Raw genomic sequence first — 25,071 nt, forward strand, 5'->3', positions numbered from 1 at the left:
ATAAGCGATGGCGGCTGACTCACATGTTGATGGCCGTCATGCCCGGTGCGGATGCACGGTCGGCTTGCCGTCCGGCCTGCACGCCCCATAGCCACATGGCGCCGCCCGCCAGCAGCGTTAGCACAAACGATTGCTGTGCGCCCCAGTGGTCGATCAGCCATCCGGCAGCGGCAGCGCCCAGGGCCACACCGCTGGCGAGGCCAGTCAGCAGCCAGGTCATGCCCTCGGTCAGTCGGTTTGCTTGTACCTGCCGCTCCACCAGACTCATGGCCACGGTAATCGTCGGACCAAAGGTAATGCCTGCCAGCAGCACGGCCAGAGTCAGCGCGGTCAGATTGCTGGCCAGCAACAGGGGCAGGGCGGAGATGGCGACCGATGCACCGACCCAGACGATCTGGCGGCTGAGCGGCATCTGCAGGCGCAGCGTGCCAAACAGCAAGCCCATGGCACAGGAGCCCAGCGCATAGAAGGACAGCACCACACTGGCCATACCGGGCTGGCCCTGAACTGTGGCAAAGGCCACGCTGGCCACATCGATCACGCCTACGATGACGCCTTGTGCCAGCATGAACAGCGCCAGCGTTCGCACTATGGGCTGGCGCAGCATCGACGAAGCCCCGCCTTTTTCCGAGCCTGTGCGTGGGCTGACAGGTGGCTCGGTGCGGCGTTGCACCACAAACAGGCCCACGCCGATGATGAGGAACAAAGCTGCTGCCAGCGGGCCGGCCTCGGGGAACAGCAGCATGCTGAGCCCCACCGACAGCGGAGGGCCGACGATAAAGGCCAGATCGTCAAGCACGCCCTCCAGTGCAAATGCGGTCTGCAGTTGAGGCGTTCCACTGTAGATTGCCGTCCAGCGGGCGCGAACCATAGCCGGCATGCTGGGCAGGCTGCCAACGGCTGCGGCCAGTACCAGCAGCAGCCAGTCCGGTCCCTGCCAGTGGGCACAGGCCAGCAGTGCCAGCATGGACAACGCACTGCTGGCGGCCGCAAACGGCAGCACCCTGAACTGCCCGTAACGGTCAACCAGCGCCGAGATGCGCGGTGCCAGAACGGCAATCGACAGCGCGAAACAGGCCGACACCATGCCTGCCAGCGTGTAGGCGCCGCGCTGCTGCGACAGCATGGTGATCAAGCCAATCCCCGTCATGGACAGCGGCAGTCGCGCCAGCAGCCCGGCCAGCACAAAGCCCGTGCTGCCCGGTGCCGTAAACAGCTTGCGGTAAGCATTCAACATGGAAACCCTTGCATAGATTCATTTACATACATTGTGTATGCGAGTGACATTCTAGGAGCTTGGGATGGAGCGCGTATGATTGGCATACGCTTTGTATGTGAATATTGCCGGGAGTTCGCAGTGACCCAAGTCCGCCAGAGTCGTGCCAGCATGATCGAAGCCACGCGGGCCAAGCTGATCAGCGCGGCGCGCAGCGCTTTCGCCCAGCATGGCTATGCCCAGGCGGCCATGGACGAGCTGACCGCGCAGGCCGGTTTGACGCGCGGCGCGCTCTATCACCACTTTGGTGGCAAGCCCGGCCTGCTGGCTGCCGTGGTGGCGCAGATGGATGAAGAAATGGACCAGCGTCTGGAACGCGTGCTGCGGGCTCATGCCGATCCATGGGAAGGTTTTCTGGCCTATTGCCGCGCCTATCTGACCATGGCGCAGGAGGCTGAAATTCGCCGCATCGTGCTGCAGGATGCGCGCTCCGTGCTCACCGGCACCGATCAGGGGCAGCAGCACCAGCAATGCATTGCTTTTATTGCCGGCTTTGTGCAGCAGCTCATCGACCAGGGCATCATCGTGAATGCCAGCGCAGCGGCGCTGGCAAGGTTGCTCAATGGCTGCCTGATCGAAGCGGCTTTCTGGATTGCCGAGGAGGGCGCTCCGCCCGAGCGCCTGAACGAGGCCTTGCAGGCGCTGGAACTGATGCTGCAGGGCTGGAAGGCGGCGTGAGCCGTTGCCAGAGCCGTGCTGCAGCCATGCCTGCTGCTGCTTGGCAGTAGTCAGAATGAGGATCGTTTTGACTGCCTGGATGTTCTCGAGTTGGGGGCATCAGGGATTTTGTGCAAGCGAACAATCCGGAATTTGCAAAGAGTCCGGGCCTGGAGGCCTTACCGGAATCGGCGACCGGCCGCATTCGAGTCGCCTGAGGTCTTCAGGGCGCTTCAAAGAGGTTGCTGCCGACGGCGATCAAGCTGATGCCGCAAGTCAGTCAGGCAGGTAAGGCGAGATATTGGCGATGGCCCGGGCCATATAGACATCTTTCTCACCCACAGGGGCCACATAATGCAATGCACTCCTGGCGGCCTCGATCCCCTCGACACGGGCAATAAGCCATGCGGCAAGGTATTGAGCTGCCAGGCAGCCTCCAGCGGTAGCCACGTTGCCGCTTGCGAAGAAGGGCTGCTCCAGCACGCGAATGCCAGCCTCTTCAACCCAGGGCCTGGTTGTCAGGTCGGTACATGCCATCACGCCATCCAGCAAGCCGAGCTTGGCCAGTATCAGCGTGCCGGAGCACTGTGCAGCAATCAGTTGCCGTGCAGGGTCCAGTCTGAGCCTTGACATGAGGTCGGCATTGCGCACGACCTCACGTGTTTGCATTCCACTGCCCACGATGACCGCATCTGCAGCACTCGCATCCTCCAGAGTGGCCTGGGCTTCTATGACTACTCCATTCATTGATTTGACGCGTGCGCTCGGGCAGGCAATCGAGACCCGCCAACCGGGCCGCTTGATGCGGTTGAGTATGCCTAGAGAAATGAGTGAATCGAGCTCGTTAAAGCCTTCGAAAGTCAGGATTGCGATATGCATTGGGATGTTCCGGATGTGAGCTTGTATCAATGGTCATGCTAGAGATGAGATCCAATACACTCAATTAATTGTCATGGATACAGGCTCTATATGCCGATTGCCCGATACAAGCAGCTGGTGGACCAGCTCGCCTCGGAAATTCGCGAAGGCCGGCTGGCACCGGGCACACGCCTGCCCACCCACCGGCAGCTGGCATCCCGGGAAGGACTGGCCCTGGTCACGGCGACTCGTGTCTATGCCGAACTGCAGGCCATGGGCCTGGTCAGCGGCGAGACGGGGCGAGGAACTTTTGTGCGCGAAACCGCGCTGCCACGTGGCCTCGGTATCGACCAGCATGCCACTGCGATAGGCATGCTGGACCTGAACTTCAACGCTCCTGCTCTTCCAGGTCAAGCCGAGTTGTTGCGCTGCGCATTGCGTCAACTTGCCGCCAGTGGAGATTTGGAGGCGCTGCTGCGCTATCAGCCGCATGGAGGCCGGGCCCATGAACGAGCGGCTGTCGCCCTATACCTTGAAAACCGTAGGCTGACGGTTCCTGCCGAACAGGTGCTTATCGTGGATGGGGCGCAGCATGGACTCGCGAGCACGGCCATGGCATTGCTGCAAGCTGGCGATGTAGTGGCTGTTGACGCTTTGAGCTACCCGGGCTTCAAGGTGCTGGCGCAACAGCTGAGGCTTGAACTGATTGCCATTCCGGCAGCTGGTTCGGGGCCGGACCTCGATGCGCTGGAGTTGCTGTGCCAACGCCGCAAGGTGCGCGCGGTCTATGCAATGCCGACTCTCCATAACCCGCTTGGATGGGTGATGAGCATCAACCGACGTCATGCATTTGCAGCGTTGATCCGTCGCCATGGCCTGTTGCTGATCGAAGATGCCGCGTATGCGTTTCTTGCTCCGGATGCACCACCGCCCATGGCTGCACTGCTGCCAGAGTCCACGGTATATGTCTCTGGCTTTTCCAAGAATGTCGCCACGGGGTTGCGGGTGGGCTTTGTGGCTGCGCCGGCAACCTGGATATCTCGGATAGAACGAGCTATACGCGCAACGACCTGGAACACCCCCGGCGTCATGACAGCCATGGTTGTGAGCTGGCTGAGAGACGGGACTGTTGCCAGGCTGGAAGCTCAGAAGCGAGAGGACGCCCAGATACGTCAGAAACAGGTGACGCAGGTCTTCAAGGGGCTGCCCTGTATGCGTCACCCCAGTTCGTATTTTGTCTGGCTCCCCATGCCTGAAGACCTGAGGGCTGATCAGGTCGCGATGGCGCTGCAGACGGCAGGAATTTCCGTGTCAACGGCCGAACCCTTTGCCACTGGCGTGCAAGTGCCGCAAGCACTGCGGCTGGCCTTGGGTTCGGTGCCGCTCGAAAAACTTCGGCATGCCTTGATGCGTGTCAGGCTGGCGCTGGATGGAGCCACGCTGCAATAGAGGATGCAGCCCAGAGCTACCTGCGCATCCGGTTTCGGGGCCGTAGCCAGGGGAGTGAATGCTGCCGGCCAAGGTCACACCGGCCATGAAAACATGGCGTGCAGCGCTTGATGTATCTGCGCCGCATGCGACTCAGGCGCCGGGTCCGGAGACCGGATTACTGGTACTTTTGCTCCAGCCCATCCCAGAAATCCTTGTTCACCAAGCGCTGGCGCTCAAGGAAAGGAGCGACGATGGCGGGGTCTTCATCGACCTTGTGATCGTCGCGCAGCAGGGTCAGGCACTTTTGCATGCCGGCCACGGCGCCTTGCAGTGCGGCATTGGCGTAGAGCACAAAGCCATAGCCCAGCTCGCCCAGTTCGTCGGCGTTGAAGATGGGGGTCTTGCCGCCAATGACCATGTTCATGAGCTGGGGAGCTTGCAGGCGCTGCGGCAGGGCGCGCACTTCTTCGGCCTGGGTGACGGCTTCGACAAACAGGATGTCGGCGCCGGCTTCCTGAAACTGCTGGGCACGTTCGATGGCGGCTTCAAAGCCGTGGACGGCTGCAGCGTCGGTACGGGCCATGATGAGGGTGCCGCTGTCGCGGCGCGCATCGACGGCAGCCTTGATCTTGCCCAGCATTTCGCTGGTTTCGATCACGGCCTTGCCATTGAAGTGGCCGCAGCGCTTGGGGCTGACCTGATCTTCAAGCTGAATGCAGTCGGCACCGGCACGCTCCAGCGTGCGCACGGCGTGGTAGGTGTTGACGGCGTTGCCGAAGCCGGTGTCGGCATCGACCAGCAGCGGCACTTCCACGGCGTCGCGGATGCGGGCCGTATGGTCGGCGATATCGCTGAGACCCATAAAACCCTGGTCGGGCATGCCGAACCACATATTGGTCACGCCGGCGCCGGTCACATAGATGGCTTCAAAGCCCAGATCGGCAATTAGCCGCGCCGACATGGCGTTGAATGCACCGGGCACGATGACGCCGCGGCGGGCATCGGCCAGGGCCTTGAGTTGTTGCTTCGGGTTCATGAGATTTCTTGTTGAAAAGGACTTTGACGCTTATCTGATGGCTGTATCCAGCTATCAGGTTTGATAGCAGCATGCACTTCTGGCGCGTGCAGTCAGGCAGAGCTGCCTCGCAGCTCCGCAGAGGATTAGTCCAGCGAAATATTCGCGTTCTTGATCACCGGTCCCCACTTGGCGCGCTCGGCCTCCAGGTATTTGCCATAGGCCTGGGGCGTGCCGCCCATGATCTGGCCGCCGCTGCTTTCGATCATCTGGCGCAGCGACCTGTCGTTCTTGAGTGCTTCGTTGACGGCCAGGTTGAGCTTGGCCACCACGGCGTCGGGTGTGCCGGCCGGCGCAATCATGCCCAGCCAGTTGTACGACTCAAAGCCCTTGACCCCGGCTTCGTCCAGAGTAGGCACGTCGGGCAGCACGGCCACGCGGGTCTTGCTGGAGACGGCCAGGGCATTGATCTTTTTGGCCTTGATCGAAGGCAGGGCCGAGTAGCCCATCTCGAACATCATGGCCAGATGGCCGCCCATGAGGTCGGAGGCCGCCAGCGAGCCGCCCTTGTAGGGCACATGGGTCAGCTGGGTCTGGGTCTGGTAGGCCAGTAGCTCGCCCGACAGATGATGGGCCCCGCCCACGCCCGAGGAGCCATAGGTCAGATCGCCGGGCTTGGCCTTGGCGTGGGCCAGCAGTTGCTGCACGTTCTTGAAGGGCTGGTTGGGAGCGGTGGTCAGAAACAGGGGAGCCTGCTCGATGAGGATGATGGGCTTGAACGCCGTCCTGGCGTCATAAGGCATCTTCTTCATCAGCATGGGGTTGGTGACCAGGGGGCCTGGGGAGCCGAAGCCGAAGGTGTGGCCGTCGTTGGCCTTGGCGATGGCATCCGTGCCTGTCACGCCGCCGGCACCGCCACGGTTGTCGATGATTACGGGCTGGCCCAGCACCTTGCCCAGCGAGTCGGCAATCAGGCGCGCGCGGGTATCGGCATAGCCGCCTGCAGCATAGGGCACGATGAGCTTGACGGTGCGGGTGGGCCAGACTTCAGAGCCCTGAGCCAGCGCCGCAGAGGCACCGCCCAGCAAGGCAGTGGCGGCGGCGCAGGCAGTGGCGTGGAGCAAGGCGTTTCTACGGAAAATCATGAATCAGCTATCAGTACTATTTTCAGGCTCCAGCGTATATGGGGCTTACGCTGAGTGCTATGTTTTTTTGTGAATCTTATTTTTCCTGCATATGAGCTGCCTTGACGATCTCGCCCAGGCGCTTGCGCTCGGCATCGGCAAACTTTACGAATTCCGCACGTGTGCCGCCGACCGGCTCGATGCCCAGTCCCTTGAGCTTCTCGACGGTGGCAGGCTCCTTCATGGCCTTGTCCACGGCGGCTGCCAGCTTGTCCAGAATGGCCGGTGGCGTGCCCTTGGGGGCATGAATGCCGGCCCAATGCGCGATCTGCAAATCGGCAAAGCCTTGCTCAACGGCGGTGGAGAGTTGCGGGTAGGCAGAGATGCGCTGGGTCCAGGTCGTGGCCAGAGGTTTGAACTTGCCTTCGTGAATGATGTGCGGCAGCGCGATGATGCTGGCTTCGGACGTGCCTTCGACCTGGCCGCCCAGCACGGCCGTGGTGCTCTCCGAACCGCTCTTGTAGGGCACGGGCTGCAGCTTGGCACCGTACTTCACATTCAGCATCTCGGCCACGAAGTGGGGCGTGCTGCCCGTGCCGGCGGTGGCAAAGTTGAAGCCTGCGCCTTTCTTCGAGGCTTCGACGAAGTCGCGCAGATTGTTATAGGGCGCGTTCTTGGGCACCACGATCACCGAAGGTGCCAGGCCGATCATCACCACGGGCTGCAGAGCATCATCCTTGAAAGGCATGGTCTTCTTGATCATGCTGTTGGAGATGACGCCGGCCGCGCTGACCAGCAGCGTGTAGCCATCGGGCTGGGCCTTGGCCACGATATCGGCACCTACTGTGCCACCTGCGCCGGGGCGGTTGTCGATCACCACGGGTTGGCCGAGGATCTTGGAAGCGCCTTCGGCCGCCGAACGGGCCATCAAGTCATTGGCGCCGCCTGCGGAAAACGGCACCACGAGGCGAATCGGGCGCGTGGGCCAGTCGGCGGCCTGGGCCAGGCCGGCTGCGCCCAGCACGGAAAGAGTCAAGGCCTGGACAACAAGATTGCGACGGTTCAAAAACATGGATATCTCCTGGATCCAAATCCCTATTGGTATGGCCTGCTACTGCAAGCACCGTGCCAGACAGATTCAGGGGAAACCCTTTAGATGTCAAGTGTTTGAAATCATTAGGTTTTTCTTGATTTTCTGCACTGCCTGCCTGTGCTGGTGTATGGGTTTTATTTCTATAGTGAAATAATTATTTTCATGAATGAAACAGATGCGATATCGAACGATGGCGTCAAACGGATGCCGACTGCTGGCCAGCTGCATTTGCCTCACATCGTCACCGTAGGTCGTTACCGTGTGGGGCGGGTGCTGGAGCGGTTGGCACAGCCCTGGTCGGGCGAGGCCAGGTTCTCGCATATCTCGGCCTCGTTCGACGATGCGGTGGCCCAGGTGCAGGCACTCAATCTGCGCCAGCCCATCGATGCCCTGGTGGGAGCTGGAGCCAGTGGTGCCTGGATTCGCGAGCGCGTGGACATACCGCTGGCCATGGTCGAAGTGCGTGGCCTGGATTTGCTGCAGGCGCTGCGCCAGGCCAAGTTGCAGACCACCGAAGAAGCTCCGCGCGTGGGTCTGGTCAACTTCGAGGTGCCGTCTCCCGTGGTGGCACAGTTCGACAGCCTGTTCGGCCTGGGTCTGGTCCAGATCGCCTATCAAGGTCCGCATGACGCGCCGGCCTGTGTGCAGAAACTCAAGGCGTCAGGCGTTGGAGCCGTGGTGGCACCGGGCCTGGTGGCCGATCTGGCAGAGCAGGCGGGCATGGCCAGCGTGTTGCTGTATTCCGATATTTCGGTGCGTCAGGCGCTCAGCGACGCCATGCTGCTGGCCCGTCATCGACGTGCCGAGCGTGACCGGCATCAACGGCTGGAAACCGTGTTGCATCAGCTGCAGGACGGTGTGGCGGCCGTGGACGAGCGTGGCCGCATTTGCGCGCTGAACCCACGCATGGCCGCCTTGCTCGGGGCCCCGGTCGAGGCCTTGCACGGCCGCATGCTGGACGAGGTGGCTCCGGCCCTGGGCACGGCCCGGGCACTGGCGGGCGAGGAGGGCGGAGAAGAGGTGGTGCAACTGGCTCTGCGTACCCTGGTGGTGCGACGTGCGCCAATTGTGGAGAACGGGCTGGTGACCGGCGCTTTGCTGGTCTGCCGCGATCCTGCCGTGATCCAGCGGGCCGATCGCAGCCTGCGCGCCAGTCAGCGGCAAAGAGCCGCCGGCGTGCGCTGGCGTATTGAGGACTATCTGGGCAGCAGCCCCGCTGCCCAGCGCGTGCGACTGCTGGCCAGGCAGTATGCGAACAGCGACGCGACGGTGCTGATCCTGGGCGAAAGCGGGACCGGCAAGGAGCTGGTGGCGCAAGGCATTCACAGCGCGGGACGGCGTGCGGAACAGCCATTTCTGGCGGTCAACTGTGCGGCGCTCAGTGAAAGCCTGCTGGAGAGCGAGCTTTTCGGTTACGAGGAAGGTGCTTTTACCGGGGCCAGGCGCGGCGGCAAGACCGGTTTGATAGAGGCGGCGCATACCGGGACCCTGTTTCTCGATGAAATTGGCGACATGCCGCTGGCGCTGCAATCGCGGCTGCTGCGTGTGCTGCAGGAGCGTGAGGTATTGCGCGTAGGTTCCACCGCGCCGATTCCCGTGGATGTGCGCGTGATTGCTGCCACCCATGCGGATCTGGCGGATCAGGTGGAGCGCGGCCGGTTCCGGCGCGATCTCTACTACCGGCTGGCGGTGCTGCGCCTGAGCACGCCTTCGCTGCAAATGCGTGGTGCCGCCGATATTGCGGAACTGGGCCGCGCCTTGCTGGCTCTGCGCCTGAGCGCGGCAAGCGGGCTGCCCCGCGCACTGCATGACAGAGTGGAGCAGCAGCTCGATGCACTGCTGGCCAGGGCTGCAGCGCATGACTGGCCCGGCAATGTCCGTGAACTGGACAACTGGGTGGAGCGTTTGCTGGCCTGCAGCGACTATCTGGGCTCAGGCCGGGGCGGCCTTCTGGATATGGCGCGCCTGCTTGAAGTCTTTCCGGAGTGCGCCGACGGCCTGGCTCTGGCCGAGCCTGTCGCGGTCCTGCAGGCACAGCTCCGAGACGCGGGTCGCCTTGCCGAACAGAAGCGATTGCGCGAGGTGCTGGAGTCGGTCGGCGGCAATCAGCGCCAGGCCTGTGAAATTCTCGGCATCAGCCGGGCCACTTTGTGGCGGCGAATGAAAGCCTAGCGGCATTGCTGCGTCATTGTCGGCAGCCCGTCATACGTATGATTTCGGCCAATGTCGTGAGTGCATGGCGTGAATTGCGGCAACCGGCGCAACAATCATCTGCAAGCGGAGATTGGGCTGTGCCTCGGGCTTTCAGGGAGTGAAAGACTGCAGGCTGTCTGATGGGCCGGGTCGAGGCCGGAACCACAGCCGGGCCTGTTGTTTTATCGATTGAGATCGGGAGAGAGACGGCTTATGTCTGATGTGAGCGAGCTTGAGAGCGAGAGTGCGGTCTATAGAACCTTGCTGGAGTCCACCAAGGCCATTCCCTGGAAGATCGACTGGGCGACCATGAAGTTCGCCTATATCGGTCCTCAGATCGAAAGCCTGCTTGGCTGGAGCCGTGAAAGCTGGGTCAGCGTCGAAGACTGGGCCATGCGCATGCACCCCGACGACCGCGAATATGTGGTGAATTTCTGTGTGAGCCAGTCCCAGGCCGGCGTGGACCATGAGGCTGACTATCGCGCGCTGACCAAGGACAACGGCTATGTCTGGATTCGCGATGTGGTCCATGTGGTGCGCAACGAGCAAGGTGAGGCTCAGGCGCTGATCGGCTTCATGTTCGACATCAGCGAACGCAAAAAGACCGAGGAAAGGCTGCTGAGTCTGCAAAAGGAGCTGGAGGTGCTCTCCTTCAAGGATGGTCTGACCAGCATTGCCAACCGACGCTGCTTCGATACCAGCTTCGAGCAAGAGTGGGAGCGCACGCGCAGCGATGGCAAGCCCCTGTCCATGCTGCTGTTCGATGTCGACTTCTTCAAGCAATACAACGATTTGTACGGTCATATCCAGGGAGACAAATGCCTGGTGGATATTGCTCAGACCCTGAGCCTGGCGCTGGATGGACAGCGTGACCTGGTGGCGCGCTACGGTGGCGAGGAGTTTGTGGTGCTGCTGCCCGAAGCCGACGCCGAAACCGCGCAAAAGGTGGCCGAGCGCTGCCAGCGCCTGATCCAGAAGCAGTCCATCGTGCATGCGCTGTCGCCCCATGGCCGGAGGGTGACCGTCAGCATTGGCGCGGGTACGGTGTTGCCGGCAGAGCATGATCGACCTGCCGGCTTTATAGAAGCCGTGGACCGGCAGCTCTATGTGGCCAAGAACAAAGGCCGCCACCGGATTGAAAGCGTGACCTTGAGCACTTGAGCCTTGCTGCAGGCTCTTGGCAGCGAAATACCTGGTGTCAGGCCTGAAGCGCCTCGCCAGGCACCCGTACCCAGCCTTCCATCAGAATGCGGGCGCTACGGCTCATCAAGGCCTTGGTGACCTGCCATTGACCCTGCTCGCTCCTGGCTTCGGCCCCCACACGCAGGGTTCCGCTGGGATGGCCAAAGCGTACGGACTGGCGCTCGCCGCCGCCCGCCGCCAGATTGACCAGTGTGCCGGGAATGGCGGCAGCCGTGCCGATGGCGACGGCGGCCGTGCCCATCATGGCGTGGTGCAGCTTGCCCATGGACAGCGCCCGCACCACTAGATCGATATCCTTGGCGGCAATGGCCTTGCCGCTTGATGCGATATAGCTTTGCGCAGGAGCGACAAAGGCTATCTTGGGCGTGTGCTGGCGTGTGGCGGCTTCGTCCAGATGCTTGATCAGGCCCATCCTGAGTGCGCCATGGGCGCGGATGGCCTCGAACCTGGCCAGGGCGGGGCCGTCGCTGTTGATGGCATGCTGCAGTTCGCAGCCGGTGTACCCCAGCTCTCTGGCATCGAGAAAGATGGTCGGAATGCCGGCATTGATGAGGGTCGCGCAAAAGCGGCCGATGCCGGGTACATCCAGCTCTTCGCTGACATTGCCGGTGGGAAACATGGCAGCGCCGTCCTCACCATCATCGGCGGGATCCAGGAACTCCAGGGCCACTTCGGCGGCGGCAAAGGTCACGCCGTCAAGTTCGAAGTCCCCGGTTTCCTGCACCTGGCCATCGCGGATCTGCACGTGGTTGATGATGGTCTTGCCGATATTGGCTTGCCAGATGCGGATGGTGGCCACGCCGTTGAGCGGAATGCGCTCGGCGGGAATCAGACCCATGTGAATGGCGCAGGGGCCGACGGCAGCACTCAGGTTGCCACAGTTGCCGCTCCAGTCCACAAAAGGCTGATCGATGGAAACCTGGCCGAACAGATAGTCCACATCGTGATCGGCACTTGCGCTCTGGCTGAGTATCACGCCTTTGCTGGTGGAGGACGATGCATTGCCCATGCCGTCAATCTGTTTGCCATAGGGGTCGGGGCTGCCCAGGGTGCGCAGAAAGATGGCGTCGCGAACAGGACCGGGCTGCCGGGCCTCTTCGGGCAGATCCTGAAGCTTGAAGAACACACCTTTGCTGGTGCCTCCGCGCATATAGGTGGCGGGAATGCGGATTTGCGAAGTGAGGGACATGGAATGGCAAACAAACAAGGTATTCAAGGCTCAAGCCAGGGCTTGGGCCTTGAATCAGTGAAACAGGCGTAGCTGTTGGGGATGAGGCGGAGAGCCGCAAGCCAATGGCCAGCGATGCAGTACCTGGTAGCGTAACTGCTTGCCTGTGCCGGTTCGCTCGACCAGCTGGATCTCATCGACCAGCCAGTCGACGGGATCGATACGCCGAGTGGGCAGGGCATGCAGTGCTCTGTAGCTGATGGTGATGTGCGGTCTATGGCCCCCATCCTTGAAGCCTTGGGATTTCAACTCGGTCTGCAGCGTTGCCGGCAGTTGCTTGAAAGGCTCTGGACGTTCGCGGGTGCGCAAAGACCAGTGAATGCGCTCGCCCACCTCACCGTGAATGCGGTCGAAGCTGAGCTCGAAGGCCTTCAGCTGTGCCGCTTGCACGGCATTGCCTGCGGCCAGCAGGGCGAGCAGTGCCTCTTGCCCGGAGTCAAACGGGCCACACCAGGTTTGGTGCCAGTTATCTGGAGAGAACAGGCGCTCGCCCAGTTCCCTATCAAGGCCCAAAGCGTTGACCCCGGCACGCAGGCGATGACGTACCGGGCTGTGGGGCTGGGTGACAATCAGCATGCGTGCCTGGCTCATAGCGGCTCCCTAGCTCACAAGTTCAGCCGTTGACGTGGAACCGGCCGTTGCGCTGTCCGCCAGGAAGTCCTGGGCAAAGCGCTGCAGCACGCCACCGGCCTCGTATATCGAGACCTCTTCAGCGGTATCGAGGCGACACAGCACCGGCACTTCGGTGCAGGCACCAGTCGTTCGGTGGATATGAAGTGTAAGCGTGGCCTGGGGGCCGCGCTGGCCGATGACATCAAAGCTCTCGGTGCCATTCAACCCCAGTGTGTGGCGGCTTGTGCCGGGCAGGAACTCCAGCGGCAACACCCCCATGCCGATCAGATTGGTGCGGTGGATGCGCTCGAAGCCCTCGGCCACGATGGCCTCCACACCGGCCAGGCGCACGCCCTTGGCGGCCCAGTCGCGGCTCGATCCCTGGCCATAGTCGGCTCCGGCGATGATGACCAGCGGCTGCTTGCGCTCCATATAGATCTCTATGGCTTCCCACATGCGCAGCGTCCGGCCTTCGGGCTCGATGCGGGCGAGAGAGCCCTGGCGAACCTGGCCCTGGTCGTCCACCACCATTTCGTTGGAGAGCTTGGGATTGGCGAGGGTGGCACGCTGTGCGGTCAGGTGGTCGCCGCGATGCGTGGCATAGGAGTTGAAGTCCTCCTCGGGCAGACCCATTTTGTGCAGATACTCGCCTGCGGCCGAGTCCATCAGGATGGCGTTGGACGGCGAGAGGTGGTCGGTGGTGATGTTGTCGGGCAGTATGGCCAGTGGGCGCATGCCGCGCAGCGTGCGCTTGGCGGCCAGCGCACCTTCCCAGTAGGGCGGGCGGCGGATATAGGTGCTCTGCGGCCGCCAGTCATACAGTGCCCTGACCTTTTCGCCCAGGTCTGCGTGGATGGCAAACATGGGTTCATAGACCGCGCGGAACTGCTCTGGTCGTACGGCAGCCTTGGCCACTGCGTCGATTTCCACGTCGCTGGGCCAGATGTCCCTGAGACGGATTTCGCGGCCCTGGAAGACTCCCAGCACATCGTTCTCGATATCGAAGCGGATGGTGCCTGCAATCGCATAGGCCACGACCAGCGGCGGTGAAGCCAGGAAGGCTTGCCTGGCATGGGGGTGGATGCGGCCGTCGAAGTTGCGATTGCCGGAGAGCACGGCTGTGGTGTGGAGGTCGCGATCCACGATTTCCTGCTGAATGACGGGATCGAGTGCGCCGCTCATGCCGTTGCAGGTGGTGCAGGCAAAGGCCACCACGCCAAAGCCCAGCGCCTCCAGGTCATGCAGCAAACCAGCTTGCTGCAGATACAGCGGCACAGTTTTGGAGCCGGGGGCCAGCGAGGTCTTGACCCAGGGCTTGCGCGTCAGTCCCAGATTGTGCGCGTTGCGTGCCAGCAGGCCGGCAGCGATCACATTGCGAGGGTTGCTGGTATTGGTGCAGCTGGTGATGGCCGCAATGATCACGGCCCCATCGGGCATCCGGCCCTCGGTTTTCGCCCACTCACCTGCAATGCCTCTTGCTGCAAGCTCGCTGGTTGCCAGGCGGGCGTGCGGATTGGAAGGGCCGGCCATATTGCGCACCACGCTGGACAGGTCAAAGCTCAGCGTGCGTTCGTATTCGGCATCTTCCAGGCTGTCTGCCCACAGACCTGCCTGTCTGGCGTAGCTCTCGACCAGTTGCACCTGCGCGGGCTCGCGCCCCGTCAGGCGCAGATAGTCGATCGTCTGTTCGTCGATCGCAAACATGGCAGCCGTGGCTCCATATTCGGGAGCCATGTTCGAGATGGTGGCACGGTCCCCGATGGAGAGGCTGCGTGCGCCTTCGCCATGGAACTCCAGATAGCTGCCCACCACTTTTTGCTGACGCAGGAATTGGGTCAGGGCCAGCACGATATCGGTGGCGGTAATGCCCGGCTGCCGCTTGCCGCTCAGCTTCACGCCAACGATCTCGGGCAGGCGCATCCATGATGCGCGTCCCAGCATCACGCTCTCGGCCTCCAGCCCGCCCACGCCCACGGCGATCACACCCAGTGCATCGACATGCGGGGTGTGGCTGTCCGTGCCCACCAGAGTATCCGGATAGGCTTCACCATCGATAGCATGGATTACAGGGCTCATGCGCTCCAGATTGATCTGGTGCATGATTCCGTTGCCTGGTGGAATCACCTCGACATTCTTGAAGGCTCGCTTGCACCACTCAATGAAATGAAAGCGGTCCTCATTGCGTCGATCTTCGATAGCGCGGTTTTTCTCAAAGGCTTGAGGATCGTAGCCACCGCACTCAACGGCCAGCGAATGGTCTACGATCAGCTGCACGGGCACCACGGGGTTGACGGCGGCCGGATCTCCACCTTGCCCGGCAATCGCATCGCGCAGGCCGGCCAGGTCGACCAACGCAGTCTGTCCCAGGATGTCATGGCAGACCACGCGAGCCGGAAACCAGGGAAAGTCGCGCTCGCGCTTGCGGTCGATGATCTGCGTGAGGTACTCGGTCAGGTGGGCCGGATCGCTGCGCCGTACCAGGTTCTCGGCATGGATGCGGCTGGTATAGGGCAGTGTGGTCCAGCTGCCGGGGCGTATGGCTTCCACAGCGGACCGGGCGTCGAAGTAGTGCAGCGCGGTGCCGGGCAACGGTTTGCGGTAGGTATGGTGGGTCATTGTCTCGGGGATTCTTTTAGGAGTCTCAATAGGCCAGAGCCGAGAGTGAGGCTTCTGCGCTGCCGGCAGTGTGGCAGTGCGGGGGTTGTGAAAGGGACGCAGGCAATGGTGCAAGCATCGGCGCTTGGGTTGTCGGCTGCATGGCGGGCTGTGTACCCAGTGCCAGTTGGAGCCGGGCCTGCGACACGCGCAGCAACTGCTCGCAAAGCTGCGTGCTGGCGGTCTGTGTCTGGCGTTGCTGGGCCAGATGGCCAGCCAGCAGGCTGCTCAGCAGGCGGGCCTCGGCGACCTGGGCTGCACTCAGGCAGGTCACGCGCATGCCGCGCCGGGGCTGTGCGCTCAACAGGCCTTCATGGCATAGCAGTTTCATGGCTTCGCGCACAGGGGTGCGGCTCACGCCAAACTCCCGCGCCAGCGCGCCGTCGTTGAGGTCGGAGCCAGGCGGTAGCTGGTGACTCAGAATACGCTCGCGCAGCTTGTCGGCGATGGCAATACACAGGGAATGGACTTGCATGGGCTGGGCAGGCATGGCGCGCGGCGGCTTACCGGCGTGCTTCAATGGGCACGAACTGCAGGTCATCCGGACCCACGTAATTGGCGCTGGGGCGAATGATCTTGTTGTCCTGGCGCTGCTCGATGATGTGCGCCGCCCAGCCGCTGGTGCGGGCGATCACGAACAGCGGCGTGAACATGGTGGTGGGTATGCCCATCATGTGGTAGCTGACGGCACTGAACCAGTCGAGATTGGGGAACATGGCTTTTACCTCCCACATCACCGATTCCAGTCTCGCGGCAATGTCGTACATCTTGGTGCTGCCGGCTTCGTCCGAGAGCTTTTTTGCCACTCCCTTGATGACCGTATTGCGCGGATCGCTCATGGTGTAGACCGGGTGACCGAAGCCGATCACGACCTCCTTGGCATCCACGCGGCGGCGGATGTCGGCGTCTGCCTCTGCAGGGGTGTCATAGCGCTTCTGGATTTCGAACGCCACTTCGTTGGCTCCGCCATGCTTGGGGCCGCGCAGTGCGCCGATCGCGCCGGTAATGGCCGAGTACATATCGCTGCCTGTTCCGGCCACCACGCGGGCGGCAAAGGTCGAGGCATTGAACTCATGCTCGGCGTACAGATTGAGCGAGGTATGCATGGCGCGCACCCAGCTTTCGCAAGGCCTGACGCCATGCAGCAGATGCAGAAAGTGGCCGCCGATGGAGTCGTCCCCGGTTTCGACCTCGATGCGGCGGCCCGAGTTGCTGAAGTGGTACCAGTAAAGCAGCATGCTGCCCAGGCAGGCCATCAGGCGGTCGGCGATATCGCGCGCACCTGGAAGGTTGTGGTCGTCTTTCTCCGGCAGCGCGCAGCCAAGGGCGGAGACACCGGTGCGCATCACGTCCATGGGATGGCTGGCGGCGGGCAACTGTTCCAGTGCAGTCCTCACGCTGCCGGGCAGGCCGCGCAAAGCCTTGAGCTTGGCTTTGTAGGCCTTGAGTTCGGCCTGTGTGGGTAGCTTGCCATGCACCAGCAGATGGGCGATCTCTTCAAACTCGCAGACCTCGGCAATGTCCAGAATGTCGTAGCCGCGGTAGTGCAGGTCGTTGCCGGTCTTTCCCACGGTGCACAGCGCCGTGTTGCCTGCGGTTACGCCGGACAGGGCGACGGACTTTTTGGGCTTGAAACTTGTGGCGGCATGGGTAGTGGCGGCTGGGGATGTTGCGGCGGTCAGAGTGCTCATGGGTGTCTCCTTTGGATGTGCAGTGCAGGCCCTTGCTGGTCTGCGATACTTCGCAATCTACGCATTTGCTTTTTATGCGTACAGAACTGAATTGGTGAATGCTTGCGAAGGTGATTGCATGTATTTGCAAATTTTGCGAATCTTTGAAGCCAGTTGATAGGGAGCGGGTAAGTGGCCAAGACATTCATGGGCGTGCGCTTGCGCAGCCTGCGTGCCGAGCGTGGTCTTACGCAGGCTGCGCTGGCTCAGGCGCTGGAGTTGTCACCCAGTTATCTGAACCAGATCGAGCAGGATCAGCGCCCGCTCACGGTGGCCGTGCTGCTCAAGATTCACAGGGTGCTGGGCGTCGATATCCAGCAGTTCTCCGAGGATGAGGAGGCCCGCTTGCTCGCGCAGTTGCGCGATGCGGTGGCCGCCATGCCTCAGCCAGAAGGTGCAGTGCCGCTGCCCGAGCTGCGCGAGGTCGCAGCCAAGCTGCCGCAGTTGGCACAGATGCTGCTGGCCATGCACCAGCGTCACCTGGCGGACGCCGAGCGGCTGGAGGCCTTGACCGCCCATCTGGGTGATGGCCGCGCCGGGTCGGATGCCGACACCTCAGTTCACAGAGATGTCGCCGGGAATGGCGCAATGGCAGGCCTGCTGGCTGAGCCGTTGCGCCAGATGCCGTTCGAGGCGGTGCGTGATTTCTTCTTTTCCCACCGCAATTACCTTGATGCGCTCGATCGTGCTGCCGAAGCGCTGGCTCGGCAGGCTGCAGAGCAAGGTGGTCATCTGCATGATTGGCTGCAGTACCGGTTGCAGGCACGACATGGGGTATTGGTTCTGCGTGCTCATGTCGGGGCCGCTGAGAAAGCGGGCAGCCATAGGCGCTACGATGCGCTCACGCGCACCTTGTATGTGGCACCGCAGCTGAGCCCTATGCAGCAGGCATTTCAGCTGGCTACGCAACTGGCACTGCTGGAGTTTGATTCCCTGATTGAAAGGGAGCTGCAAAGCGTGTCCTGGCAGGACGAGGCCACGCGCCGGCTGGCACGCATGGGGCTGGCCAACTATGTAGCCGGGGCATTCGTGCTGCCATATGGAGTGTTTTTGCGTGAGGCCGAAGGCCTTCGCTACGACATAGACTTGCTGGCAAGGCACTTCGGTGTAGGCTTCGAGACCGTCTGCCATCGTCTCTCAACCTTGCAGAGAAGCGACGCGCCGGGGGTGCCGTTTTTCTTTATCCGGGTGGACCGGGCCGGCAATATCAGCAAGCGCCAGTCGGCCACGCATTTTCATTTCTCCAAGACAGGCGGCACCTGCCCGTTGTGGGTGGTGTACGAGGCTTTTACCCAGCCAGGTCGCATCGTTCCCCAGCTCGCCAGCATGCCGGATGGGCGTGTCTACCTGTGGATTGCTCGCACCATCAGCCATGCTGGTCAGGGCTGGGGGGCGCCAGGCAAGACTTTTTCCATCGGCCTGGGCTGCGACTTGCAGCACGCCGCACGGCTGGTGTATTCCCAAGGCATGGATTTGCGCAATATAGGAGCTGCGACCCCTATCGGCATGGGCTGCAAGGTATGCGAGCGCAGCGCTTGTCCACAACGCGCCTTCCCGTACGTGGCCAAACCGCTCAAAGTCAATGAGAACGAGAGCGGGTTTGTCCCCTATGGCGGTTAGTTGCTGCTGCCATGTACGGTGAAGTTGGAGATGAGGCATCTGACTCGGGATTGCGGTCACCAACTGATTAACAGAGGTGAGAATGCAGCAAAACAGAATTCTGTAATGCGTCGGTTGCTATTGCTTCAGTAGCTCTTTGCGCAAATTCGCTTAGTCTTCTTGGACGATGGGCTGAAGGCGATTTCTTTTTACGCTGTCTCCAAGTTTTGATTGCACATCAACAAGGAGACAAGAATGCGTTTAGCCGGAAAAGTTGCCGTGGTCACAGGGGCGGGCCAGGGCATGGGGCGAGCGATTGCACAGCGTTTTGCCGATGAGGGGGCCACTGTGGTGGCCGTGGACCTGAACGAAGAAGCAGCCAGGCAGACCCTGGAAGGCAAGCTTGGCAAGCATCTGGCCCGTTCCTCCAACGTGGCCGACAGCGCTGCGGTCGATGCGCTGTTTGTCGAAATCCGCGAAAAGCTGGGCACCGTCGACGTGCTGGTGAACAACGCAGGCGTAGGCTCGGTGGACCAGTTTGCCGATATTCCCGACGCGACCTGGGAGCGCGTGATTGGCGTGAACCTGAACGGCGCTTTCTACTGCGCCCGTGCCGCCGTCAAGCAGATGCAGGAAGGCAAGGGCGGTGCCATCGTCAATATCTCCAGCACCTCGGCTGTCAGCGGTGACGGTCCGGCGCACTACTGCGCTTCCAAGGCCGCCCTGATGGGTTTGACCCGTGGCATGGCCAAGGAGCTGGCGTCCAAGAAGATCCGTGTAAACACACTGGTTCCCGGTCCCACCAACACGCCCATGATGCAGGGCATTCCCCAGGAATGGGCCGATGCCATCATCGCCGGCGTGCCCATGGGGCGCATGGCTGAGCCAGAAGACATCGCCAAGGTGGCAGTGTTCCTGGCCAGCGACGACAGCGGCTTTGTGACGGGTCAGAACTTGGCAGTCAACGGCGGCAGCGCCTTCCTGTAAGGAGAGACAAGCATGAGCAAGCGTCTGGAAGGAAAGATTGCATTTGTGACCGGTGGTGGCTCCGGTATCGGTGCCGCAACGGCTGAACGTTTCGCACAGGAGGGGGCAACCGTCGTGATCTGCGGTCGCCGCAAACAGCCTCTCGAAGAAGTCGTGGCCAGAATCAAGGCGGCAGGCGGCAGTGCCGAGGCCATCGTGGCCGACGTGGGCAACGAAGCCCAGTTTGTCGGTGCGCTGGAGCAGACTGCCAAAAAGCATGGCAGCCTGGACATTCTGGTCAACAACGCCATGGCCTACACCTGGGGCGGCATCGACGGCATGACCACGGCGGACTGGCATGCCAATTTTTCCACCTCGGTGGACGGCACTTTCTGGGGGACGCGCACGGCGCTGAAGCTGATGGGCGCCAAGGGTGGTTCCATCGTCAATATCAGCTCCATCTGCGGCACTCTGGGTACACCGTTTATGTCCGGTTACTCGGCAGCCAAGGCGGCCATCATCAACTTTTCGCGTGCCGCGGCTGCCGAAGGTGCTGCAGCAGGCATCCGCGTGAACGTGGTGATCCCGGCTGTGGTGGAAACGCCTGCCACGGCCGGCATGCTGGCTGATGAGGCATCGCGCAAGAACACCGAAAAGCTCATTCCCATGGGGCGCGTGGGGCAGTCCGGCGAGCTGGCCAATGCCGTGCTGTTTCTGGCCAGCGACGAGGCCAGCTATGTGACAGGTGCCGCCCTGCCCGTGGATGGCGGCCGTTCCGCGGTGCTGGTGACGGCGCTGTAAGAAAGAGGCTGAAGAGATGAGTGAACCCGTGAATCAGTGGCCACAAACGCTGGAAGAGCGTATCGATAGGCTGGAGTCCCTGGATGCGATTCGTCAGCTGGCCGGCAAGTATTCCCTGTCGCTGGACATGCGTGACATGGACGCCCATGTGAACCTGTTTGCTCCCGATATCAAGGTGGGCAAGGAAAAAGTGGGGCGTGCGCATTTCATGGCCTGGCAGGACAGCACGCTGCGTGAGCAGTTCACGGGAACCTCGCACCACCTGGGCCAGCACATCATCGAGTTCGCGGACTGCGATCACGCCACCGGCGTGGTCTATTCCAAGAACGAGCATGAGTGCGGTGCGGAGTGGGTCATCATGCAGATGCTGTACTGGGACGACTACGAGCGCATTGACGGCCAGTGGTATTTCCGTCGCCGCCTGCCCTGTTACTGGTATGCCTCCGACCTGAACAAGCCACCGATTGGCGACATGAAGATGCGCTGGCCCGGTCGTGAGCCCTACCATGGCGCTTTCCACGACCTGTTCCCGAGCTGGAAGGAATTCTGGGCCCGGCGCCCCGACAAGGATGAGTTGCCGCAAGTGGCCGCGCCCGCGCCGCTGGAGCAGTTCCTCAAAAGCATGCGCCGTGGCACACCCGCGCCGCGCATGCGTGTGCGCTAAGGAGCCGGCATGAGTCAAACGCTTTTCACGCCCATCCAGCTGGGCAAGATTGCTCTGCAGAACCGCGTGGTCATGGCCCCCATGACGCGCAACCGCGCCGATGCCGATGGCACGCCCACCGACATCATGGCCGAGCACTATGGCCAGCGCGCTGATGCCGGCCTGATCGTGGCTGAGGGGGCCTGGCCCGAGGTCACGGGTCAGGCCTACTGTCGTCAGCCCGGCATAGAGACTGCCGCTCATGTGCGCGGCTGGCGCCGTGTGACGGACGCCGTGCATGCGCGTGGCGGATCCATTGTGCTGCAGATCATGCACTCGGGTCGTATCGGCAGCAGCCATATCAAACCCGCTGGTGTGCGTTCCGTATCGGCGTCCGCCATTCAGGCTCAGGGCAAGATCTGGACCGATGCAGCAGGCATGCAGGATTTCGACCAGCCCCAGGCATTGACCACCGAAGAAGTGCGCAAGGCGATTGCCGGACATGCTGCGGCTGCTCGGCGCGCCATGGATGCGGGCTTTGACGGCGTAGAGCTGCATGGCACCAGCGGTTATCTGAGTCTGCAGTTCCTGCACTCCAGCACCAATCAGCGTACCGATGAATATGGTGGCAACGCCAGCAGCCGCTCACGTTTCGCCGTGGAATGCCTGGGCTCCATGGGAGAGGCCATCGGCATCGATCGCGTGGGGCTGCGCCTGAACCCCGGCAACACCTTCAATGACACGGCGGATGAAAACTCCGCTGCAACCCATGCCGAGCTGATGCGTCAGGCCGCCAGGCTGGGCATTGCCTATCTGCATGTGATGCGTGCGGTCTTCGATCCTTCAATCGATGCCTTCAAGCTGGCGCGTGAGAACTTTGGCGAGAACCTGATTCTCAACGATGGCTTTGATGCGCAAAGCGCCGAAGCCGCGTTGCAGGCAGGCGAGGGCAAGGCGGTATCTTTTGCGCGGCATTTCATCGCCAACCCCGATCTTGTGCAGCGCATGCGCCGGGGCCTGCCTCTGGCCAGGTTTGACCGCAACACGCTCTACACCCCCGGTGCCAGGGGCTACAACGACTATGCGTCTGCAGAAGAAGTGCAGACCGTCTGATCCATCAAGAAACTGAGTTCATCGTGTTGGCCGCATTCCCGCCTGGGGGTGCGGCCTTTTTTTGCACTGCGGGTTTTCACGGCTGTCGCAAGGGTGTCGGATCGGCCTGTTTCAAGGGGCTGAAAGCAATCTAGTCTATTCCGCTGAACTGCATGCTGATTCTTGTATGGGTGCTATTAAATTTGGGTGACAAAGCGCTAGATCGTTAGTCTCAATGGACGATGTTTGCAAAGGCTCTCCTCTTCAGAATCCTCTGCATCACTAAAGGATTTGGGTTGGAGGCCCCGACATCATGATGGAAATACGTGGACTAGCGTACGTTGTTGCCGAGAGCTCTGATTTGGATCGCTGGGTCAGCTATGCACGTGATGTGCTTGGCATGATGCCAAGCACCACTGCCGATGGCGATCTGCTGATCAAGATGGATGAGCGTCAGTTCCGCTTCCAGGTTCAGCCTGGCAGCAATGACAGATACTCCGCATCTGGTTGGGAAGTGGCCAACAAGCAAGCCTTTGAGCAGGCGCTCAAGGTGCTGCAGGCAGCTGATGTGCACTACGAAATGGGCAGCTCCGAGCTGTGTGCCAAGCGCCATGTGCAGGAGCTGGCCATCGTGGTGGATCCGTCCGGAAACCGTCATGAGATCGTCTGGGGCTTCAAGTCCGACTTCAGCCATTTCGCATCGCCCCAGGGGGTTTCACGCTTCGTCACCGGCGACTATGGCCTGGGCCATACCGTGCTGCCCGCTCCCGACTTCGACAAGACCGTGGCCTTTGTGCGCAATGTACTGGGCTTTGGTCTTTCGGACATCTACAACTTCAAGCCCGCAGGCGATGCCGGCCCCACGGTCCGCATTCATTTCTTCCACTGCGCCAACGCTCGTCACCACAGTCTGGCGCTGGCCGAGTTCCCTTCCGCTTCGGGCTGCGTGCATGTGATGGTGGAGGTGGACAACATGCCCGAAGTGGGCCGTGCCATGGACCGCATGCAAAAGAGCCAGGTCAAGCTCTCTGCCACTCTGGGTCAGCACACCAACGACAAGATGATCTCGTTCTACATGAAGACGCCCTCCAACTTCGACCTGGAGTTCGGCTATGGCGGCGCCGTCATCGACTGGGAACACCACATCACGCACGAGTTCACGACCGTAAGCCTCTGGGGGCACGACTTCAGCGTGGGCCGCCCTGAAAACAACTGATAGGAGGCTTGGAGACATGGCCAATAAATTGATGACAGCGAAGGACGTTGTGGCATCCATCAAGGATGGCATGACGATCGGAATTGGTGGCTGGGGACCCCGGCGCAAGCCCATGGCACTGGTGCGCGAGCTGCTGCGCAGCCCAGTCAAGGATCTGACCGTGGTGGCCTATGGCGGTGCCGATGTGGGCATGTTGTGTGCGGCCGGCAAGGTCAGGAAGTTGATCTTCGCCTTTGTGTCGCTGGACTTCATTCCGCTTGAGCCCTACTTTCGCAAGGCCCGCCAGAGCGGAGCCATTGAAGTGATGGAAATCGACGAAGGCCATATGGTGCTGGGCCTGAAGGCTGCGGGTATGCGTATTCCCTACATTCCCACCCGAGTCGGTCTGGGTACCGATGTGCTCAAGCACAACAGCTCCATCCGCCTGATCGAGTCGCCTTACGACGGCAAGGAATGGGTGGCAATGCCCGCCATCAACCTGGATGTGGCCCTGCTGCATGTGGATCGCGCGGACTCCCGCGGCGTCTGCCAGATTGCCGGCCCCGACATCTATATGGACGACCTGTTTGCGCGCGCCGCGACCAACACCTTCGTGAGCTGCGACGAACTGGTCGAGAGCAGCAGCTTCGAGTCGGAGCAAGCCGCCCGCCTGGTGTTCTGGGAGCGTTCCGAAACCACGGGCGTCGTGCACCTGCCAGGTGGTGCCCACCCATCGTCCTGCGCGCCCCTGTATGGCTTTGATGTCAAGCACTTCAAGGAATACGCGGCCAGCAGCAAGGAAGAAGGCGGCTGGGACAGCTATCAGCAGAAATACGTGCAGTGCACGGAGCAGGAATATCTGGAAAAAGTGGGTGGCATGGAGGCAATCAAGCGCCTGCCCTTGCCCGTGTTCTGAGGAGGCCAAGAGATGAGTGAAATTGCATTGGTAGATCGCGTCATCTGCGCCGCGGCACGTGCCTGGGAAAACGACGGCGAGGTGCTGGCCACCGGCATCGGCCTGGTGCCGCGACTGGCGGCTTCGCTGTGCATGCGGTCCATCAACACCGATCTGATCATGACGGACTCGGAGGCCTGGGTGGTCAGCGAGCCCGTGCCCGTAGGCCCGCGAGGTGAGTACAAGATCAAGCGTGAAAGTTGGATGGGCTTCTCGCGCATCTTCGACAACGTCTGGGGTGGCAAGCGCCACGCCATGGTGGGTCCCGTGCAGGTAGACCGCTTCGGTCAGGGCAATATCTCCATGGTGGGCAGCGACTACGCCCGCCCCAAGTCCATGATGCTGGGCGTGCGCGGCTTCCCCGGTAATTCGATCAACCACGCCAACTCCTTCTTTGTTCCCAACCACAGCACCAAGGTATTTGTGTCGGGCGAGGTCGATGCAGTGGGCAGCGTGGGCTACAACCCCGCACGCCTGGCCAGGGGCTGGACGCTGGAGGAGACCACCGACATTCGCTTCATCTTCACCAATCTGTGTGTGATGGACTTTGGTGGACCCAGCCATCAAGTGCGCCTGGTGTCGCTGCATCCCGGCGTGACGGCAGTGCAGGTCAAGGAGGCCACGGGCTTTCCGATCCATGTCCCCGAGAACGTGGGTGTGACACCTGATCCCACGCCCGAGCAACTGGCCTTGCTGGCTCAGCTCGATCCGCACAATCTGCGCGCTACGGCCATGGGAGTCTGAT

Annotated in this window: 22 protein-coding genes; 12 read left to right on the plus strand and 10 right to left on the minus strand. The window is 61.7% G+C overall.

Going from position 1 to position 25,071, the window contains the following annotated elements; all coding sequences use genetic code 11:
* Positions 1 to 19: 19 nt before the first annotated feature.
* Entirely contained in the window at positions 20 to 1,237 is a 1,218-nt protein-coding gene (locus tag NOX35_RS07335; protein ID WP_182286183.1) for an MFS transporter, read from the minus strand.
* A 150-nt stretch (positions 1,238 to 1,387) separates the two neighbouring features.
* Between NOX35_RS07335 and NOX35_RS07340 the strand changes: the two genes are divergently transcribed.
* Positions 1,388 to 1,954 (plus strand): TetR/AcrR family transcriptional regulator, encoded by a 567-nt coding sequence (locus NOX35_RS07340; protein ID WP_182287123.1) that lies wholly within the window; start codon positions 1,388 to 1,390, stop codon positions 1,952 to 1,954.
* Positions 1,955 to 2,209: 255 nt separating this feature from the next.
* Here NOX35_RS07340 and NOX35_RS07345 read toward each other — a convergent pair whose 3' ends face one another.
* Positions 2,210 to 2,812 carry a DJ-1/PfpI family protein gene (locus NOX35_RS07345; protein ID WP_256496243.1) on the minus strand — a complete coding sequence of 201 codons (603 nt, stop codon included), beginning with the start codon at positions 2,810 to 2,812 and terminating at the stop codon, positions 2,210 to 2,212.
* A 90-nt stretch (positions 2,813 to 2,902) separates the two neighbouring features.
* Here NOX35_RS07345 and NOX35_RS07350 point away from each other — a divergent pair, with 90 nt between their 5' ends.
* Complete coding sequence (locus NOX35_RS07350) at positions 2,903 to 4,240, plus strand: PLP-dependent aminotransferase family protein (RefSeq protein WP_182286185.1); 1,338 nt, start codon at positions 2,903 to 2,905, stop codon at positions 4,238 to 4,240.
* A gap of 157 nt (positions 4,241 to 4,397) precedes the next feature.
* Here NOX35_RS07350 and NOX35_RS07355 read toward each other — a convergent pair whose 3' ends face one another.
* The 3 genes from NOX35_RS07355 to NOX35_RS07365 all read right to left on the minus strand — a co-directional run bounded on the left by NOX35_RS07355 (position 4,398) and on the right by NOX35_RS07365 (position 7,433).
* Positions 4,398 to 5,258 (minus strand): oxaloacetate decarboxylase, encoded by an 861-nt coding sequence (locus NOX35_RS07355; RefSeq protein ID WP_182286186.1) that lies wholly within the window; start codon positions 5,256 to 5,258, stop codon positions 4,398 to 4,400.
* A 125-nt stretch (positions 5,259 to 5,383) separates the two neighbouring features.
* Positions 5,384 to 6,382 carry a tripartite tricarboxylate transporter substrate binding protein gene (locus NOX35_RS07360; RefSeq protein WP_256496244.1) on the minus strand — a complete coding sequence of 333 codons (999 nt, stop codon included), beginning with the start codon at positions 6,380 to 6,382 and terminating at the stop codon, positions 5,384 to 5,386.
* A gap of 76 nt (positions 6,383 to 6,458) precedes the next feature.
* On the minus strand, positions 6,459 to 7,433 hold the full coding sequence (locus tag NOX35_RS07365; RefSeq protein WP_004341375.1) for a tripartite tricarboxylate transporter substrate binding protein: 975 nt from the start codon (positions 7,431 to 7,433) through the stop codon (positions 6,459 to 6,461).
* Positions 7,434 to 7,616: 183 nt separating this feature from the next.
* On the opposite strand from NOX35_RS07365, the gene prpR reads away from it, so the two are divergent.
* Both prpR and NOX35_RS07375 read left to right on the plus strand, forming a co-directional pair.
* Positions 7,617 to 9,626, plus strand: coding sequence for a propionate catabolism operon regulatory protein PrpR (gene prpR, locus NOX35_RS07370; RefSeq protein WP_182286188.1), 2,010 nt, complete (start codon positions 7,617 to 7,619; stop codon positions 9,624 to 9,626).
* Positions 9,627 to 9,860: 234 nt separating this feature from the next.
* Positions 9,861 to 10,808: a sensor domain-containing diguanylate cyclase gene (locus tag NOX35_RS07375; protein ID WP_182286189.1), complete on the plus strand. Its 948-nt coding sequence runs from the start codon at positions 9,861 to 9,863 to the stop codon at positions 10,806 to 10,808.
* Positions 10,809 to 10,845: 37 nt separating this feature from the next.
* Here the strand turns inward: NOX35_RS07375 and prpF are convergent, their stop codons facing one another.
* From prpF to prpC, 5 genes are read right to left on the minus strand one after another with little or no spacing between them, the layout of a single operon-like run.
* Positions 10,846 to 12,039 carry a 2-methylaconitate cis-trans isomerase PrpF gene (gene prpF / locus NOX35_RS07380; protein WP_256496245.1) on the minus strand — a complete coding sequence of 398 codons (1,194 nt, stop codon included), beginning with the start codon at positions 12,037 to 12,039 and terminating at the stop codon, positions 10,846 to 10,848.
* A gap of 54 nt (positions 12,040 to 12,093) precedes the next feature.
* A complete protein-coding gene (locus NOX35_RS07385) occupies positions 12,094 to 12,669 on the minus strand; it encodes a 2'-5' RNA ligase family protein (RefSeq protein WP_182286191.1) in 576 nt (191 codons plus the stop codon).
* 9 nt (positions 12,670 to 12,678) lie between these two features.
* On the minus strand, positions 12,679 to 15,306 hold the full coding sequence (gene acnD, locus NOX35_RS07390; protein ID WP_256496246.1) for a Fe/S-dependent 2-methylisocitrate dehydratase AcnD: 2,628 nt from the start codon (positions 15,304 to 15,306) through the stop codon (positions 12,679 to 12,681).
* Positions 15,307 to 15,331: 25 nt separating this feature from the next.
* Positions 15,332 to 15,820, minus strand: a complete 489-nt coding sequence (locus NOX35_RS07395; RefSeq protein ID WP_256496247.1) for a GntR family transcriptional regulator — start codon at positions 15,818 to 15,820, stop codon at positions 15,332 to 15,334.
* A gap of 28 nt (positions 15,821 to 15,848) precedes the next feature.
* A complete protein-coding gene (gene prpC / locus NOX35_RS07400) occupies positions 15,849 to 17,036 on the minus strand; it encodes a 2-methylcitrate synthase (RefSeq protein WP_182286193.1) in 1,188 nt (395 codons plus the stop codon).
* Between the two features lie 171 nt (positions 17,037 to 17,207).
* Between prpC and NOX35_RS07405 the strand changes: the two genes are divergently transcribed.
* From NOX35_RS07405 to NOX35_RS07440, 8 genes are all read left to right on the plus strand, one after another.
* Positions 17,208 to 18,695, plus strand: coding sequence for a short-chain fatty acyl-CoA regulator family protein (locus NOX35_RS07405; RefSeq protein ID WP_256496248.1), 1,488 nt, complete (start codon positions 17,208 to 17,210; stop codon positions 18,693 to 18,695).
* 234 nt (positions 18,696 to 18,929) lie between these two features.
* Complete coding sequence (locus tag NOX35_RS07410; protein ID WP_256496249.1) at positions 18,930 to 19,661, plus strand: SDR family NAD(P)-dependent oxidoreductase; 732 nt, start codon at positions 18,930 to 18,932, stop codon at positions 19,659 to 19,661.
* 12 nt (positions 19,662 to 19,673) lie between these two features.
* Positions 19,674 to 20,441 carry an SDR family NAD(P)-dependent oxidoreductase gene (locus NOX35_RS07415; RefSeq protein ID WP_182286196.1) on the plus strand — a complete coding sequence of 256 codons (768 nt, stop codon included), beginning with the start codon at positions 19,674 to 19,676 and terminating at the stop codon, positions 20,439 to 20,441.
* A gap of 16 nt (positions 20,442 to 20,457) precedes the next feature.
* Entirely contained in the window at positions 20,458 to 21,105 is a 648-nt protein-coding gene (locus NOX35_RS07420) for a nuclear transport factor 2 family protein (protein WP_182286197.1), read from the plus strand.
* A 9-nt stretch (positions 21,106 to 21,114) separates the two neighbouring features.
* Positions 21,115 to 22,197, plus strand: a complete 1,083-nt coding sequence (locus NOX35_RS07425; protein WP_182286198.1) for an alkene reductase — start codon at positions 21,115 to 21,117, stop codon at positions 22,195 to 22,197.
* A 292-nt stretch (positions 22,198 to 22,489) separates the two neighbouring features.
* Complete coding sequence (locus tag NOX35_RS07430; RefSeq protein ID WP_182286199.1) at positions 22,490 to 23,392, plus strand: VOC family protein; 903 nt, start codon at positions 22,490 to 22,492, stop codon at positions 23,390 to 23,392.
* 16 nt (positions 23,393 to 23,408) lie between these two features.
* Positions 23,409 to 24,287 (plus strand): CoA transferase subunit A, encoded by an 879-nt coding sequence (locus tag NOX35_RS07435; RefSeq protein ID WP_256496251.1) that lies wholly within the window; start codon positions 23,409 to 23,411, stop codon positions 24,285 to 24,287.
* Between the two features lie 12 nt (positions 24,288 to 24,299).
* Entirely contained in the window at positions 24,300 to 25,070 is a 771-nt protein-coding gene (locus tag NOX35_RS07440; RefSeq protein ID WP_182286201.1) for a CoA-transferase subunit beta, read from the plus strand.
* Position 25,071: the final 1 nt, after the last annotated feature.

This window comes from Comamonas sp. C11 (assembly GCF_024496285.1).
In the GTDB taxonomy this organism is placed as follows: Bacteria; Pseudomonadota; Gammaproteobacteria; order Burkholderiales; family Burkholderiaceae_C; genus Comamonas; species Comamonas testosteroni_F.